Below are 15,538 nucleotides of genomic sequence, written 5' to 3' on the forward strand. Positions count from 1 at the left end.
GGGATTTCGCATGATTAGACTGCAGGGAATATCGAAAGCCTTCCAACTGCATGGACAAAGCTTGCCTATCCTGCAGGTTGCGGATTGGCAGATTCAGCGAGGTGAACGAATAGCTCTAATGGGTGCAAGCGGTTGTGGGAAGAGCACGCTGTTACATCTGCTAAGCGGTGTTCTAACGGCAGATCAAGGAGAGATATGGGTGGCCAGTCAACCCGTTCATCTTCTCACTGAAAGTAAACGAGATCGCTTCCGCGCGGATAATATCGGTTATATATTTCAGGATTTTCATCTGATATCTTCACTAACGGTAAGGCAGAACGTCGAATTAGTCATGCCGCGCGCATGGAAGAAGCGGGAGCGAGCGGAGAAGCTTGATGAGTGGTTAGAACGCGTAGGCTTGCAGGATCGCGGTCAGCATCTACCAGCTCAATTATCTCGAGGTCAACAGCAAAGAGCGGCTATTATCCGGGCTTTAATAACTAAGCCCCCACTCCTACTAGCGGATGAACCGACAGGCAGCTTGGATTGGGAAACGGCGAGCGAGATGATGTCGCTGCTTCTAGAGATTTGCAAGACTGAGCAGTTGACATTACTGACGGTCACGCATGATCAACACATCGCAGAAATGTTTCCGAAACGTGTCTACATGCATGAGCTGAACGATTTACTTAGGAGTGTATCCGTATGAAAGTAATCTCCTTGCTTTGGAGTCAAATATGGCATCGCAAAACCTTGTCACTTGTGACCATCTGCTCAGTAGCCGTTACAGCAGCTCTCGTTGTGTTCCTTCTGCTATGTAGTCAAGGTGTTGAACAAGGAGCTGAGAAAGGCTACGGTCCCTTCGACGTGACCATTGGTGCTAAAGGCAGTGCTACGCAGCTTGCTCTGAATACCTATTACCATATTGGTGCACCTACGGGGAATATACCTAGTTCGATTTTAGCTGATGTACGCAAAAATGAATTCGTTGAGTCGGCCTACGCCATGACCACTGGGGATAATTATAACGGTTTTCCGATTGTCGGCATGGAACCTGGCTACTTCTTAACACGCTATGGCGCTGCTAAACAAATGGCTCATGGCAACCTGTACGGAAAGCTTGGGGAGACCATCGTTGGCTCCTATGTGGCAAGCTCACTTGGGCTTCATGTGGGCGACACTTTTCATGGTGCGCATGGTCTTATTCATGGTTTAGAGACTGATGACGAGGATGAGGAGGAAGAGCATCATTCTTTCACTTATACGGTAGTGGGTATATTGCCGCCATTACACACGTCAGATGACCGAGCGGTATTTACAACTTTGGATTATGCGTGGGCTGTACATGAAAGTGAACAATCTGGCGCGCACGATATCACAGCAATCCTCGTTAAACCGAAATCACTCATGGGCGCACAGTCGATCAAAACAACGTTCGCACAATACAATAATGTGCAGGCTATTTATACGAGTAAAGCAGTGGCTGATGTTGTAAATGTCGTTGATCAAGGGACACAAGGAGTGAAGTTCGTTACTGTGATCTGTATCTTGCTTGCGGCGGGATCCATTCTATTATCGTTAATTGCAGCGGTGCATGAACGCAAACGGGATGTCGCGCTGCTTCGTCTTATCGGGAAATCGAGGTCATTTATCTGGTCTTCATTGGTGGGTGAAGGTGTCATTCTAACCTTAATTGGCCTAATCGTAGGAATAGCCTTCGGTCATATTGGTGGTTATCTTAGCCGTGATGTGGTTTTTGCGAACACAGGTCTTCAAATACAGGCGGGATCTTTCTTGCCAGGCGAGTCATTGCTAATCGTGGTCACTTTGCTAATCGCTGTTGCGGCGTCCATCGGACCTGCGATACAAGCATACCGAGTTGATCCTTTGCAATTATTTCGGTCGTGAGGTGATGTTAGGATGAAAAATAATCATAGAATTATAGGGATAAGCTTGTTTGTCATGCTTGTTATCATATCCGGCTGCGGTCAAAAGGGGGCCGAACCATCAGGACAGTCGTTCGGAAGTATCAGCACGAATGTGGAAGCTGTTGCCTCTCATTCTCCGAGCATAAGTGTCTCCCCTAAGGAGACACTTAGCGCAACTCCACTTGTTGTACCAAGCTCTAGCCCTAGCCCAACTGTTCAAGAGACTGCTCCGTCGTCAACTTCAGGACCGTCAGTTTCACCAATGTCTTCCCCACAGGTACAAGTGGATAGTGGTAAGCAACAAGCTGTGTCGGCCTCGCCCAAGCCTTCTGAGCCCGTTCAACCTGCAAATACAAAGATTGAAGCCAAACCGACCGAGCCTATCTCAACGCCGAAACCGAAACAATCCCAATTGTCCAATGAAATTACGTGGTCTGAGTTTTTCGATAACGACAAGCAAGACACACCTTCCAATAAGTTTTGGGATATGAGCGGGAAGACCGTCCAGATCAAAGGCTTTATGGGAGAAGTTCTCTCCTTCGACAAACACTGGTTTCTATTAATTCCACAGCCAGGAGCAGAATGTCCATTCGATAATGGTGATGAGACGTATTGGAATAAAATCATGATAGTTTACGTGCCGGATTCCATGAAGCTAAGATACACCAGTGGTCCCTTGCAGATTACAGGAAAGCTAGACGTAGGGATTAAGTTGGATGAATCGGGCTACAAAACGATGTTTCGTCTATATGATGCTTCGTTTGAAAAAATAAAGGAATGAAATGGAGCTTGATTTTGCATAAAAATGTGTCCAATCGCAAACGATAAACTAGTCGTTCAAACTAGAATTCACGGTTTATAGGAGGCATGGGTACATGAATCAAAAAAAGAATAATCAGGCTCAAAGCAATTTGCCAGTTGCCAAACAGGAAGATGTTGAATTTTCAGCTGAAGTAGCGGATAAGGATGACTTTGAGGCTGCGGAACGCGCGCAAGCAGCGGATGCCCGCCAGGAAGATCAGTAATGGCGGAGAGAGGGATTCTTGCCTATTTTCATTCCCCAGAACAAGCTGAAGGAGCCGCGTCTAAGCTGAAAGCTTTACGAGCTGTGGATGTGCAGGTTGATCGGTTCAATAATGATATCGGCAGCGGCTTAGATTCAGCGATGGCTGATAGTCTGGTAAGTCAAGATCACGAGGTCGACACAGTTGGACTCGATATTGTGTTGGCTGCTGTGATCGACGAGCAATGTTATGAACAGGCCATTCGTGTGATTGAAACAGCGGGTGGCTCGGTATAAACAAACAGCACCTGTTCCAAGTGACCTCAAGTATCGGGTCGATGGAACAGGTGCTTTTTTACATGACAACATTTATTCAACGCTCATCAATTTGACAAGCTTATCTGGATAATTCGTAATAATGCTGGATACACCGAGAGCGAGCATACGTCTCATCATCCTTGTGTCATTCACTGTCCAAACATAGACTTCTTTATGGTGATTCTCGGCCTGCCTCATGAAAGATTCATTCACAAGCGGATAGGCCGCAGAAATAACTTCATAATCAGAGCTTTTCATGAGCTCATCGAGATCTTCCGTGTTTTGTCCTATAATGAGGCCTGTTTTAATGGAGGAGTTCAAAGATTTCACTTTATGCAATAGCTCCGCATCGAAAGACGTCACGGTACATTCCTTTACAAAATCATGGGATTGGATGATATCAACTGTTTTTTTGGCAAGTTCTACGACATGACCATTATTTTTCAACTCGATATTCAACTTCATATGACCTTTAGCGAGTGAAATAACTTCATCCAGCGTTGGGACATGCTCATCTTTAAAATCTTTATGATACCAACTTCCTGCATCTGCTTGTTTGAGTTCAGTGGAGGTGACTTCCCACATATTTTTATTGATACCCGTCGTCCTATATGCATTATCATCATGCATAAGCATGACGACGCCATCAGCTGTTTCTTGCACATCTAACTCTGCATATCCAGCGTGATCGGTAATAGCTTGTTGCATCGCAGCTAGCGTATTCTCTGGCGTATGCCCTGAGCTTCCACGATGAGCGGTAACTTGACTGTAATTGTCAGCCATCATGGTTTTGGTTGTCAGAGGGGCGATAAGCGCCATTGCAAGGAAAACAGGAAGAACCATGAGTGTTTTGCGCATAAGATGTCTCCGTTCTTACGATAGATAATAATGATGACTTATTCAATGTAGCACCATAGTGTTAGAACAGTGTTAAGAAAAATAAAAAAACGCTTACATTGATAGCTCCATTTTACCCCAGAAGCGAAGTGTAGTACAATACTCTTTGTGAAAATAGACCTATCTGGGTTCATTTTACATAGGGAATAACCGACAGGAGGAGCAATACCGATGCTTTGGCAAGAATTAACTGTACATACGACAGAAGAAGCGATTGAAATGATAACCAACTTTGTTCATGAATTGGGAGCTGGAGGTGTATCCATCGAGGAATCCGGCACCTTAAATAAAGAGAGAGATACGTCGTTTGGTCAATTATACGAAACACCATTTAACGATATCCCTGAGGGAAGAGCCGTGATCAAAGGTTACTTCTACCATGGTACTGACATGGAGCCAATATTGGCGAACTTGAAGGCATCTGTTGAACAACTGACAGAATTTGATATTGATACGGGGAACCCGACGTATGAAGTGGTTGAAGTTGATGATGAAGACTGGGCACACGCGTGGAAAACGTATTTTAAACCGATTCGCGTATCCGATCGCTTGACGATTAAACCAACTTGGGAAGAGTATACGGCTTCCCCAGACGAATTGATCTTGGAACTCGACCCAGGCATGGCATTCGGTACAGGTACACATGCAACTACTTCACTTTGCTTGAAAACGTTGGAGAAGGTACTGCAACCTGGTGACGATGTGATTGACGTGGGAACCGGCTCAGGTATTCTCTCTATTGCAGCAGCTAAGCTTGGCGCGAAGCATGTCCTTGCAGTGGATCTAGATCCCGTAGCAGTTACGAGTGCATTGGATAATACGAAGCAGAATCAACTCGAAGATAAAATTACGGTGAAACTTAGCGATCTTCTTGGCGTACTTAAAGAGAGCGAGTCCGAAGGAGACGCGGGGTTAGGTGTTTCGATCCCGGTTCAGCTCGTTGTAGCGAACATTTTGGCTGAGGTCATTGTCATGTTTGTAGATGACGTGTACGAGGTGTTGCAGCAAGGCGGTTATTACATAACTTCAGGTATCATTACGAACAAAGAAGCGGATGTAGAAAAAGCACTGGTTGCAGCTAAATTCACGATCGTAGAGAAAAACTATGATTCGAATTGGGTTGTGATCGTAGCTAGAAAGCTGTAGGTGTTGGCTCATGGGAGGCTTATTATTTTACGATTGGAACACGCTGCCGTTTGTGATTTTGGTGCTCGTGCTTTCGTTTACGATTCATGAATGGGCACATGCGTATAGCGCCTATAAATTAGGAGATTCTACGGCGTATCAGTTTGGCCGTGTTTCGTTGAACCCGATGGTCCATTTGGACCTTTTCGGAACGATTATGCTGTTGATTGCAGGTTTTGGTTGGGCGAAGCCTGTTCCAGTAAACCGGGGTAATTTTAAGCGTCCTCGCTTATTTGGGATTATTGTGACCGCGGCGGGGCCGATTAGTAACTTGATTATGGCCTTTATCACGTTATTTATTTTTGCGCTATTTCAGAAATATGGTTGGCTAGATGGGATGTCCAAGGGCAGTGGGGATGCGATTGTTCTGTTCTTGAAGTTGATGTTAAACATTAATATTACATTGTTTCTGTTTAACTTGATTCCAATTCCACCTCTTGATGGATATCGGATTATTCAAGATTTAGTTAACCTCAGGTACACGGAGACGCTTCAAAAGTTTGAACAATGGGCATCTGTGATTTTCTTACTAGTTGTCTTTATCAGACCTCTACGTCAAGTAACGCTAGATCCTTACCTACGTTTAGGCGATGACATCATCAACCAATTTGCTATTGTGATTACTAGCATTTTGGGCATGTAATCTCTCCATTGAGTTCCATATGGATTTTCCGGTTCAAACGAGGTATGATGGTGTGTGGAAGTTTCACGTGACATCGGTGTTCGAATAAAGATCAAATGATGTTCAAATGAACGAAGATAGAGAGGCTTTGACTATGCAGCGTTATTTTCTCCCGCCCCAGCAGTTCCATGCTTCTACACAAACAGTCACCATTGAGGGGGACGACGCCCATCATCTGGGTCGCGTCATGCGCGCTGAAGTAGGCGATAAAGTCATCTGCAGCAATGGTGTGGACCGCGAGGTGCTCGTTCGTATCACTCAGTTAGACAAGGGAGCAGTTACCGCGGAAATCGTGGAGGAGCTCGCTATGGACGCGGAAGCGGCTGTTAACGTGTGGATCGCGCAGAGCTTACCTAAAGGCGATAAGATGGAGCTTATTATTCAAAAAGGGACCGAGATCGGGGCAGCCCGGTTTCTTCCTTTTTTATCGGAACGAACGATTGTGCAGTACGATGCGAAGAAAGAAGCGAAGCGCACAGAGCGCTGGCAGAAAATCGCGAAGGAAGCAGCAGAGCAAGCCCATCGTAACCGTGTGCCGCAGATTGAATCCGTCTACACATGGAAGCAATTGCTGCAGCGTGCAAAGGAAGCGGATGTGGCTTGGATTTGCTATGAGAAGGAAGATGGTCAGCAGCTGAAGCCTGCCATACAGGCAGCGCTAGCGGAAGGCCGAATAGGACCAGGCAAGCAAGTGTTGATTGCGGTTGGCCCCGAAGGTGGATTCACAGAGCAAGAAATTAAGCAAGCTGAAGAGGCTGGCTTTCGCTCGGTTTCGCTGGGGAATCGCATTTTACGGACAGAGACGGCCGCGATGGTGGGTCTTACCTGTCTGTTTTATGAAACCGGAGAAATGGGAGGATAAGCGAAAATGGCAACGGTAGCGTTTCATACACTCGGATGTAAAGTGAATTTTTATGATACAGAAGCAATTTGGCAGCTTTTCAAAAATGAGGGCTATGAACAAGTTGATTTCGAGAATACGGCAGATGTCTATGTAATTAACACATGTACAGTAACAAACACAGGGGATAAGAAGAGTCGCCAGATGATTCGTCGCGCGATTCGTCGCAATCCGGAGGCAATTGTGGCTGTTACAGGTTGTTACGCACAAACATCGCCAGCGGAAATTATGGCAATTCCAGGTGTGGACATGGTGATCGGGACGCAGGATCGTGAGAAAATCATTCCGCTTGTGAAACAGTTTGAGTCAGATCGTCAACCGATTAATGCGGTGCGAAACATTATGAAAACCCGTTCGTTCGAGGAACTGGATGTGCCTGATTTTGCGGATCGTACACGGGCATTTCTGAAAATTCAAGAAGGATGCAACAACTTCTGCACCTTCTGCATTATTCCTTGGTCACGTGGATTGATGCGTAGTCGTGAACCGCAAAGCGTTATTGCGCAAGCGGAACAGCTCGTAGCAGCAGGCTATCAGGAAATCGTACTCACAGGTATTCATACTGGGGGCTATGGTGAAGATATTGAGGACTACAGCTTGGCGAAGCTGCTCAAGGATCTGGATAAAGTCGAAGGCTTGAAGCGCATTCGGATTTCTTCGATCGAAGCGAGCCAAATTACTGATGAAGTGATTGAAGTTCTGAAATCTTCGGACAAAATGTGCCGTCATCTGCACATCCCGTTGCAAGCGGGCGATGATCAGGTGCTTGCGCGGATGCGCCGCAAATATACAACGGCTGAGTTTGCACGTAAAATTGAGCGTCTGCACGAGATTATGCCAGATGTTGCAATAACAACGGATGTCATCGTTGGTTTCCCTGGTGAGACAGAAGAGATGTTCCGCGATGGCTACAAATTCATGGAGCAAATGAAATTCTCCGAAATGCACGTTTTCCCTTATTCGAAGCGGACAGGTACCCCTGCTGCACGGATGGAGGATCAGGTGGATGAAGAAATCAAAAATGCACGTGTTCATGAACTCATTGATCTATCCGAGAAAATGCAGTTGGCTTATGCTCAGAAGTTCGTTGGGCAAGTGCTGGAAGTTATTCCAGAGCGTACCTACAAAGGTGCACCGGATAGCGGCTTGTACAGTGGATATTCCGATAACTATGTACAATTAGTGTTTGAAGGTTCAGAAGACATGATCGGTCAAGTCTGCCGCGTGAAGGTTACGGAGGCCGGTGTCAATGAGAGCAAGGGACAACTCGTTCGCGTGCTTGAAGGCGTAGTGAATTTGTAAGTAAGTTTAAGTAATTCCCCACCTCTACTCGTGGTCGTTCTTTTGAATGACTGCGTTAGAGGTTTTCTCGATTAGACGGGAGCTTGTTCGAAATCGAAGTGTGTAACTACTAAATCAGATGAGGTGCTTTGAAAATGACATTAAACGCGAAAGAAATTGCAAGCTATATCGACCATACTTTATTGAAAGCAGATGCGAGTACTGCTGCGATTCACAAGTTGTGTGAGGAAGCTGCGCAGCATCAATTTTTCAGTGTGTGTGTGAATTCACAGTTCGTTGCAACAGCGGCTAAAGCTTTAGAAGGAACAGGTGTTAAGGTTGCTGCGGTAGTTGGTTTTCCTCTTGGTGCAAGCTTGAGTGAAGTGAAAGCCTTCGAAGCAGCTAAAGCTGTTGAAAATGGAGCAGCTGAAATTGATACAGTATTGCCAATCGGTTTGCTGTTGGAAGGACAACTCGATGCGGTTCGTTCCGATATTAAGCAAGTTGTAGATGCTGTAAAAGGAAAAGCCATCGTCAAAGTGATCATGGAAACAGGTTTCCTAAATGATGAGCAGAAAGCTACTGCTTGCCGTCTTTCTGAAGAAGCTGGTGCTCATTTCGTGAAAACCTCAACTGGTTTTGGTCCTGGTGGAGCTACGTTGGAAGATGTTCGCTTGATGCGCCAAAACGTATCCAGCACGATCGGTGTGAAAGCATCTGGCGGCGTACGTGATGTAGAGACGGCAATTGCCATGATTGAAGCAGGTGCGACAAGATTAGGTACCAGCTCAGGCGTAGCTATTGTGAACGGAACTCAAGGCGCTTCCACATATTAAGATAGCAGAGTGGCAAAGCGACTAGGGAACCTACGATGTTGAAAATGGTTTGAGAACGGGCTATCTGTGAAGCGGCGTCATCAGCAAGTAGTGCTGAAAGACTAACGAGCACATGGATAATAGGGTAAAAGAGGATCGCGCCTCCGACATTGAGCAGCACATGCGACCAGGCGACATATCGTCCGGCACGTGAGCTGCTCATGCCTGCGATTAGAGCGGTGACGCAGGTGCCTACGTTGGCACCGATCGTAATCGCAACCCCGAGCTCGACGGGGATGGCTCCCGTGGCGGCGAGGCTCATCGCCATCGCAATGACGGCAGCGCTGCTATGCACGAGCGCGGTCACGGCTGCGCCTGCGAGGATGCCCCAGAGCAGGCTTGCTTGCGCCTGGTGCACGAACCAGGAGAACAGACCTCGGGACTGCAGCGCAGGCCCGATGGTTTGCATGATCTCGATGCCGAGCAGCACGAGAGAGAAGCCAGAGACCGCCAGCGATCCGTAGCGGACGCTGCGCACCCATTGGCGACCGCCGACGTTCTCGGCGGTCAGGGATGGTGCCGCGGCTGCTTGCGCGGCGGCGTGTCGGGGGCCGGTGGCCTGCGGCAGCGGCCCGGCCAGCCAGCTCGCCAGCCAGACGCTGGCGCTGGCGATCAGGATCGGCACGCCGATGCCACCCAAGCTGAGCCCGATCAGCTCAGTGGTGAGGCACGTGCCGATGTTCGTTCCGAGAATCACGCCTAGTGTTCTCGGGAAGGACAGGACGCCAGCGCCGACGAGGCCAATGGCGATGACCGTGATGGCGGTGCTGCTCTGCAGCGCCGCTGTCAGTACGGTGCCGGTGAGCAGGCCGCGCACCGGTGTGCGGGTGAACCGCTCCAGCCACAGCTGGAGGCGGGGGCCGGCCCAGGTTTGAAGCGAGGTTTCCATGAGCTTCATCCCAAACAAAAATAAGATAAAGCCTGCGACAACAGGCAAAATAATAGCATGAATCATGAGAGGATCTCCTTTTCGTGAGCGGATGACTTTTTCAACCAATATATGTGACCGTACAGACAAGCATGACAAGCCAGATGGTGTAGGTGAACGGTTTCACGCAAAGGACGGCTAAAACAATGGCAGTAGTATTTTTACATAAGAAACGCAAACCCCGCTTGGAGCAAGGGCATCCATGGGTGTATAAGAGTGAAATAGAGCGCACGGATGGAGACATTGTGCCTGGACAGCTTGTATCCGTTCAGAACCACCTAGGCAAATATCTAGCAACCGGCTATTACAACGAAGCTTCGCAGCTAACGGTACGTATTGTATCGTATAGTCCGATTGAGGCGATGACGACTGAGTTTTTCGTCGAACGGTTTACACGTTGTTTCCTTCATCGTCAGCGTTTTGTGAAAGGAGCGCAGTCTTATCGTCTGGTTTATGGGGAAGCTGATTTCCTTCCAGGACTCATTGTGGATAAATTCGAGAACACGCTTGTAGTTCAGCTTTTAACCTTGGGGATGGACCTCTGTAGAGACAATATCGTAGAAGCATTGGTTCAAGTCATGAAGCCAGCAGGGATCTATGAGCGCAGTGACGTTTCCATTCGTGAGTTAGAAGGTCTGAAGCAGACGAAGGGACTCCTATATGGAGATTGCACAAAGCATGTTGATATCTTAGAGAATGGCCTTCGCATTCGCGTGGATATTGAAGAGGGACAGAAGACGGGGTATTTCTTCGACCAACGTGAGAATCGCGCTGCGATTGCGCCATTGATGACGGGTTGGGGTCACCGCAGCGGCATTCATTTGACGGAAGTCGAAGAGAATGGTGTAACGGAGTTGCTGCCTGTGAATGCCAATGGCAAAGTAGTCACGTTCCCTCTGTGGGACGGAGCTTCAGTGCTGGAGTGCTTCTCGCATACAGGGAGCTTTACGTTAAACGCTTGTAAATTCGGGGCGAAAAAAGTGACCTGTCTCGATATTTCCGAGCATGCCATCGAAAGCGCGCGTACGAACGTCGCTCTGAATGGATTCGAGGATCGCGTCGAGTTCGTCGTCGCTGATGCCTTCGAGTACTTGCGTACGCAAGTAAAAGGCTTGGATGAGCGTAAGCTTCGCTCTTCAGCAGGTGCCTCAGGACAAGCTAAGGTAGACACCTCTAAGCCTGTAGGTACAGGTGGTCGGACGTGGGACGTCGTAATTCTAGACCCGCCTGCTTTCGCCAAAACGAAGAGTGCAGTTGAAGGTGCTTGCCGTGGTTATAAGGATATCAATTTACACGGGATGAAGCTTGTGAATGAAGGTGGCTATCTGGTCACAGCAAGCTGTTCCTATCACATGCATCCGGAGCTGTTCCTTGAAACAATCCATGCAGCGGCAACAGATGCGGGTAAATTGCTGCGCCTAATTGAGTTCCGTGGAGCAGGGATGGACCACCCGCGTATTCTCGGCGTAGATGAGGGGCATTATTTAAAATTTGCAATTTTTGAAGTTCGAAGCAAATAAATAGTGGTTTTCTAATTCTGAAAAGGTAACAAAGCTGGAATTATTCTGGCTTTGTTTTTTTGTGTCGTGTTGCTGTTTACTGTTGTTCCCATTTTCCATTAGTCCGAAATTGCCGAATTAATCTCACTGTCCGCGGCATTACATCTTCGATAGTCCGAATTAGCCGAACTAAATCACGATTAGCAACCCGCTATGCCTGGAATATGGGTAATTAATTCGGCAGAATCGGACTAATTGTCATTTTAAGAAAGAAATCTTGGGTTTAGTTCGGAGATATCGGACTAATGCAACTTCTGGCGTAGAAGTCTTTCCGTATTTCATTTTCCATGTTACAATAATAGAATATACGTTCGCATAACGTGTTTGAAATGAATCCCCCAGATCCCCCCTCCATCATCTACCACACCGACTAAGCACCACAAATATGCTAGAATAGAGAGATAGACTATGAGAATTGCTTACGAAGCAAGCTTTCCGACGGAAAGTGTTAGGAGGCTATGAATGTCCATTCGATTCGTGATTGGTAGAGCCGGAAGCGGCAAGAGTGAACGCTGTCTGACGGAAATGAAGGAGCAGTTGGCATTAGCGCCTGAAGGAGATCCGTTAATTTTGCTTGTCCCTGAACAAGCCACATTTCAAGCTGAACACGCGCTAGTTTCGGATCCTAATATTCGCGGAATGATTCGCGCACAAGTATTAAGCTTCCACAGATTAGCTTGGCGTGTGATGCAAGAAGAAGGCGGTACGGCGAGGCTGCCTATTGATGATACAGGAAAGAAACTGCTGTTAACGAGCATTTTACATAAATACAAAGATAAACTTCGCCTCTTCGGTCACTCGGCTGAGCAGATGGGCTTTGTTGACCGTTTGAACCAGCTTTTTACGGAGATGAAACGCTATTGTGTGACGGCTGAACAGCTAGAGACACATGAGAATAAACGAGTGACCAACCTTGGTGAACACGGTTTGCTGCGAGATAAGATGCACGATATTCAACTCGTCTACAAGCAGTTTGAGTCGGAGCTTGCCAAGCAGTATTTGGATGGCGAGGATTACTTGACGCTGCTGGCAGAGCAGGTAGCAAGGTCCAGTTATTTGCGTTCAGCTTCGGTATGGATTGATGGGTTTCATGGTTTTACACCGCAAGAATTTAAGGTGCTTGGTGCTTTATTTGCAGTATGTAAGCAAGTGACGATTACATTATGTCTGGATCGCGAACTTCAGGCGGGAGATATGCCGGATGAGTTGGATTTATTTCATCCTACGGCTACGACAATGGTTCGCTTGCAGGAGATGATTTGGCAGCTTGGTCTAGGTGCTGCTGAAGTCCTACTGCTTACACCTGATCGTTCACCTCGATACGAAGATAGTCCTGCGCTTGCCTATTTGGAGCAAAATTTCGATCGTCGAATTGGCGGTGGAGCTCCTAAATATCAGACTTCCTCAGGAGAGAAAATAGCCGATCAGCTCGTTATTAGAGAAGCTGTTCATCGCCGTGCGGAGGTTGAGGGCGCTGTGCGAGACATGCTGCAGCTAGTTCGAGAGCAGGGTGTGCGGTGGCGTGAAATGGCCATCATGGTAAGGAATATGGAAGGCTATCAGGATCTATTAAACATGGTGCTTACGGATTATGAAATTCCTCACTTTTTCGATCAGAAGCGGTCGGTACTTCATCATCCACTCGTGGAATTCATTCGGTCCGCGCTAGAGGTTATTCAGCACAATTGGCATTACGATGCTGTATTCCGTTGTATCAAGACGGATTTATTGCTGCCACTGGATGCAACTACTCAAAGGACTGAGCTTGATAAATTAGAGAATTATGTACTTGCTTTCGGGATTCAAGGCTATAGATGGACGGATGGGAAGCCATGGACCTATCAATTTCGTGCCAATTTGGAGCAAGCGGAGGATCAGGTAAATGTACATTCTGCCGAACTTCAAGCACTAAATACGAGCAAGTCGTGGGTCGTGCGCCCATTACTTGCACTAGCTAATCGTCTTGGACAAGCGCGTACGGTTAAGGCTCAAGTTGAAGCTGTTTATGAGCTATTGATTACCGTGCAGGCACCGGAGAAGCTAGAGGCATGGACACAGCAAGCAACACTTGATGGAAAACCGGAAAAGGCTCGCGAGCATGGTCAAATGTGGAACAGTGTGATGGATATGCTGGATCAATTGGTGGAAACCATGGGCGATGATGAACTATCCTTGGAGCTTTTTAACAGCCTTATCGAAACAGGGATGGAAAGCATGAAACTAGGCTTAGTCCCGCCTTCGATGGATCAATTGCTGATCGGAAGTATGGATCGAACTCGTTCAAGCGGAATTCGGTATGCCTATATTTTAGGTGTGAATGACGGGGTTATTCCAGCGCAGATGGCTGAAAAAGGCGTGCTGACTGAAGCAGAACGAAGTGTTCTGATGGACTCCGGATTGCCTATGGCGGATGGAAGTCGCCGTAAGCTGTTGGACGAGCAATTTATCGTCTATACATCGTTGACTGTACCGGGCAAGCGTCTTTGGATGAGTTATCCTTTAGCGGATGAAGAAGGGAAATCGTTATTGCCTTCGGAACTGATCAGGCAGATGAGACAGCTTTTTCCAGGTACGGAAGAGTCACTGCTTTTGGCAGAACCGTCAGTAGAGTCGCCTGAAATTGAGCAAGCAGCTTATCTAGCCCATCCGACTCAGGCGATCTCTTATTTGGCTGTTCGCATGAAGCATTGGATGCTGGGTGGACGTATGTCAGAACTATGGTGGGATGCGTACAATTGGTACGCGGAGCAACCCGCTTGGCAAATGAAACTGCAGTCAGTTGTGCAGGCATTGCAGTATACGAACAAAGAGAAGGGACTTTCTTCCAGAACGAGCAAGCTGTTATACGGTGAACATTTGCGCGCAAGTGTTTCACGTATGGAGAAGTATGTGGCATGTCCATTCTCTCACTTCGTTTCGCATGGATTACGCCTGCAAGAGCGTCGTGTGTATCGCTTGGATGCACCTGATATCGGTCAATTGTTCCACGCTGCATTGAATCAATTCGTACAGAAACTACAGCATGATCAGTTGGATTGGGGTTCCCTTTCCGCCGAACAATGTATGGAGAGGTCTGCACAAGTGGTGGACGAGCTTGCCCCGAGACTTCAAGGTGAGATTCTACTGAGCTCAAGTCGCTATGCGTATATTGCTAGAAAGCTAAAGCAAGTGGTTGGCAGGGCAGCCGTTATTCTCGGTGAGCATGCTAAGCATGGTCAATTTCAACCACTAGGGCTGGAAATTGATTTTGGACCTGGCAAGGATTTGCCTTCGCTGACATTTGAACTGGACAACGGCTGTACGATGGAGATTATCGGCAGGATTGACCGTGTGGATCGCGCTGATGGTGAGCAGGGTGTGCTTTTACGAGTGATTGACTACAAATCCAGTCAAACGGCCTTGCAGCTTTCAGAAGTGTACTACGGATTATCCCTGCAGATGTTAACGTATCTGGACGTAATTCTTACACATGCGGAGACATGGCTTGGTGTGGAAGCAAAGCCGGCAGGCGTGCTTTATTTCCACGTGCATAACCCCATGCTGCAGCAGAAAAATGCGCTTGATCCTGCTTCCGTTGAGAAAGAACTTCGCAAACGATTTAAAATGAAGGGCTTGATCACAGCGGATGCTGAGGTTGCCGGAATGATGGATGATGAGCTTATCCATAGCTCTGGGCATTCACAGCTTATTCCAGTCGCATTAAAGAAAGATGGAAGCTTCTACTCGACTTCATCGGTAGCGACGGACGAGCAGTGGAATACGCTTCGAACTTATGTACGTAAACAAGTCAAACAAATTGGGACGAACATTACAGATGGTCATGTTGATATTGCTCCTTATCGTTTAGGGAAAAAGTCAGCCTGCCAGCATTGTTCGTATACCGCGATTTGCCAAATAGATCCCTTATTTGAAGGGAATGAGATTCAAATCTTTCGACCTCGTGCGAAGGATCAAGTGTGGACGGAGCTTGCTGAACAGGTAAGTCAATCGTGATGGTAGAAA

At 47.3% G+C, this 15,538-nt stretch carries 13 protein-coding genes and 1 pseudogene; 12 read left to right on the forward strand and 2 right to left on the reverse strand.

Annotation, left to right across the window (positions count from 1 at the left end; genetic code table 11):
• The first annotated feature begins 10 nt into the window (after window positions 1–10).
• The 5 genes and pseudogenes from AC58QO_RS03250 to AC58QO_RS03270 all read left to right on the forward strand — a co-directional run bounded on the left by AC58QO_RS03250 (window position 11) and on the right by AC58QO_RS03270 (window position 3,207).
• Window positions 11–688 (forward strand): ABC transporter ATP-binding protein, encoded by a 678-nt coding sequence (locus AC58QO_RS03250; protein ID WP_497263864.1) that lies wholly within the window; start codon window positions 11–13, stop codon window positions 686–688.
• Window positions 685–1,887 (forward strand): ABC transporter permease, encoded by a 1,203-nt coding sequence (locus AC58QO_RS03255; RefSeq protein WP_497263865.1) that lies wholly within the window; start codon window positions 685–687, stop codon window positions 1,885–1,887. Before AC58QO_RS03250 ends, AC58QO_RS03255 begins: the two co-directional genes overlap by 4 nt.
• 12 nt (window positions 1,888–1,899) lie before the next feature.
• Window positions 1,900–2,688, forward strand: coding sequence for a hypothetical protein (locus tag AC58QO_RS03260; protein ID WP_497263866.1), 789 nt, complete (start codon window positions 1,900–1,902; stop codon window positions 2,686–2,688).
• A gap of 91 nt (window positions 2,689–2,779) precedes the next feature.
• Window positions 2,780–2,932, forward strand: a pseudogene (locus AC58QO_RS03265) (YfhD family protein); the annotation flags it as partial.
• Window positions 2,932–3,207: a hypothetical protein gene (locus AC58QO_RS03270; RefSeq protein ID WP_497263867.1), complete on the forward strand. Its 276-nt coding sequence runs from the start codon at window positions 2,932–2,934 to the stop codon at window positions 3,205–3,207. The pseudogene AC58QO_RS03265 and the gene AC58QO_RS03270, both read left to right, overlap by 1 nt.
• Window positions 3,208–3,279: 72 nt before the next feature.
• On the opposite strand, the gene AC58QO_RS03275 is transcribed toward AC58QO_RS03270, so the two are convergent.
• Window positions 3,280–4,086 carry a glycerophosphodiester phosphodiesterase gene (locus tag AC58QO_RS03275; protein WP_497263868.1) on the reverse strand — a complete coding sequence of 269 codons (807 nt, stop codon included), beginning with the start codon at window positions 4,084–4,086 and terminating at the stop codon, window positions 3,280–3,282.
• 210 nt (window positions 4,087–4,296) lie between these two features.
• Here AC58QO_RS03275 and prmA point away from each other — a divergent pair, with 210 nt between their 5' ends.
• The 5 genes from prmA (at window position 4,297) to deoC (ending at window position 9,010) form a co-directional block, all read left to right on the forward strand.
• Window positions 4,297–5,271 carry a 50S ribosomal protein L11 methyltransferase gene (gene prmA, locus AC58QO_RS03280; RefSeq protein WP_497263869.1) on the forward strand — a complete coding sequence of 325 codons (975 nt, stop codon included), beginning with the start codon at window positions 4,297–4,299 and terminating at the stop codon, window positions 5,269–5,271.
• 10 nt (window positions 5,272–5,281) lie between these two features.
• Window positions 5,282–5,953, forward strand: coding sequence for a site-2 protease family protein (locus tag AC58QO_RS03285; RefSeq protein WP_497263870.1), 672 nt, complete (start codon window positions 5,282–5,284; stop codon window positions 5,951–5,953).
• A 133-nt stretch (window positions 5,954–6,086) separates the two neighbouring features.
• Window positions 6,087–6,854: a 16S rRNA (uracil(1498)-N(3))-methyltransferase gene (locus tag AC58QO_RS03290; RefSeq protein ID WP_497263871.1), complete on the forward strand. Its 768-nt coding sequence runs from the start codon at window positions 6,087–6,089 to the stop codon at window positions 6,852–6,854.
• A 6-nt stretch (window positions 6,855–6,860) separates the two neighbouring features.
• Window positions 6,861–8,195, forward strand: a complete 1,335-nt coding sequence (mtaB, locus tag AC58QO_RS03295) for a tRNA (N(6)-L-threonylcarbamoyladenosine(37)-C(2))-methylthiotransferase MtaB (RefSeq protein WP_497263872.1) — start codon at window positions 6,861–6,863, stop codon at window positions 8,193–8,195.
• Between the two features lie 134 nt (window positions 8,196–8,329).
• Complete coding sequence (deoC, locus tag AC58QO_RS03300) at window positions 8,330–9,010, forward strand: deoxyribose-phosphate aldolase (RefSeq protein ID WP_497263873.1); 681 nt, start codon at window positions 8,330–8,332, stop codon at window positions 9,008–9,010.
• Here the strand turns inward: deoC and AC58QO_RS03305 are convergent.
• On the reverse strand, window positions 8,973–10,004 hold the full coding sequence (locus tag AC58QO_RS03305; protein WP_497263874.1) for a Na/Pi cotransporter family protein: 1,032 nt from the start codon (window positions 10,002–10,004) through the stop codon (window positions 8,973–8,975). The genes deoC and AC58QO_RS03305 overlap by 38 nt on opposite strands.
• Before the next feature lie 119 nt (window positions 10,005–10,123).
• Here AC58QO_RS03305 and AC58QO_RS03310 point away from each other — a divergent pair, with 119 nt between their 5' ends.
• Window positions 10,124–11,497: a class I SAM-dependent rRNA methyltransferase gene (locus tag AC58QO_RS03310; RefSeq protein ID WP_497263875.1), complete on the forward strand. Its 1,374-nt coding sequence runs from the start codon at window positions 10,124–10,126 to the stop codon at window positions 11,495–11,497.
• A gap of 501 nt (window positions 11,498–11,998) precedes the next feature.
• Entirely contained in the window at window positions 11,999–15,529 is a 3,531-nt protein-coding gene (addB, locus tag AC58QO_RS03315; RefSeq protein WP_497263876.1) for a helicase-exonuclease AddAB subunit AddB, read from the forward strand.
• Window positions 15,530–15,538: the final 9 nt, after the last annotated feature.

Source organism: Paenibacillus sp. J31R30 (genome assembly GCF_059692115.1).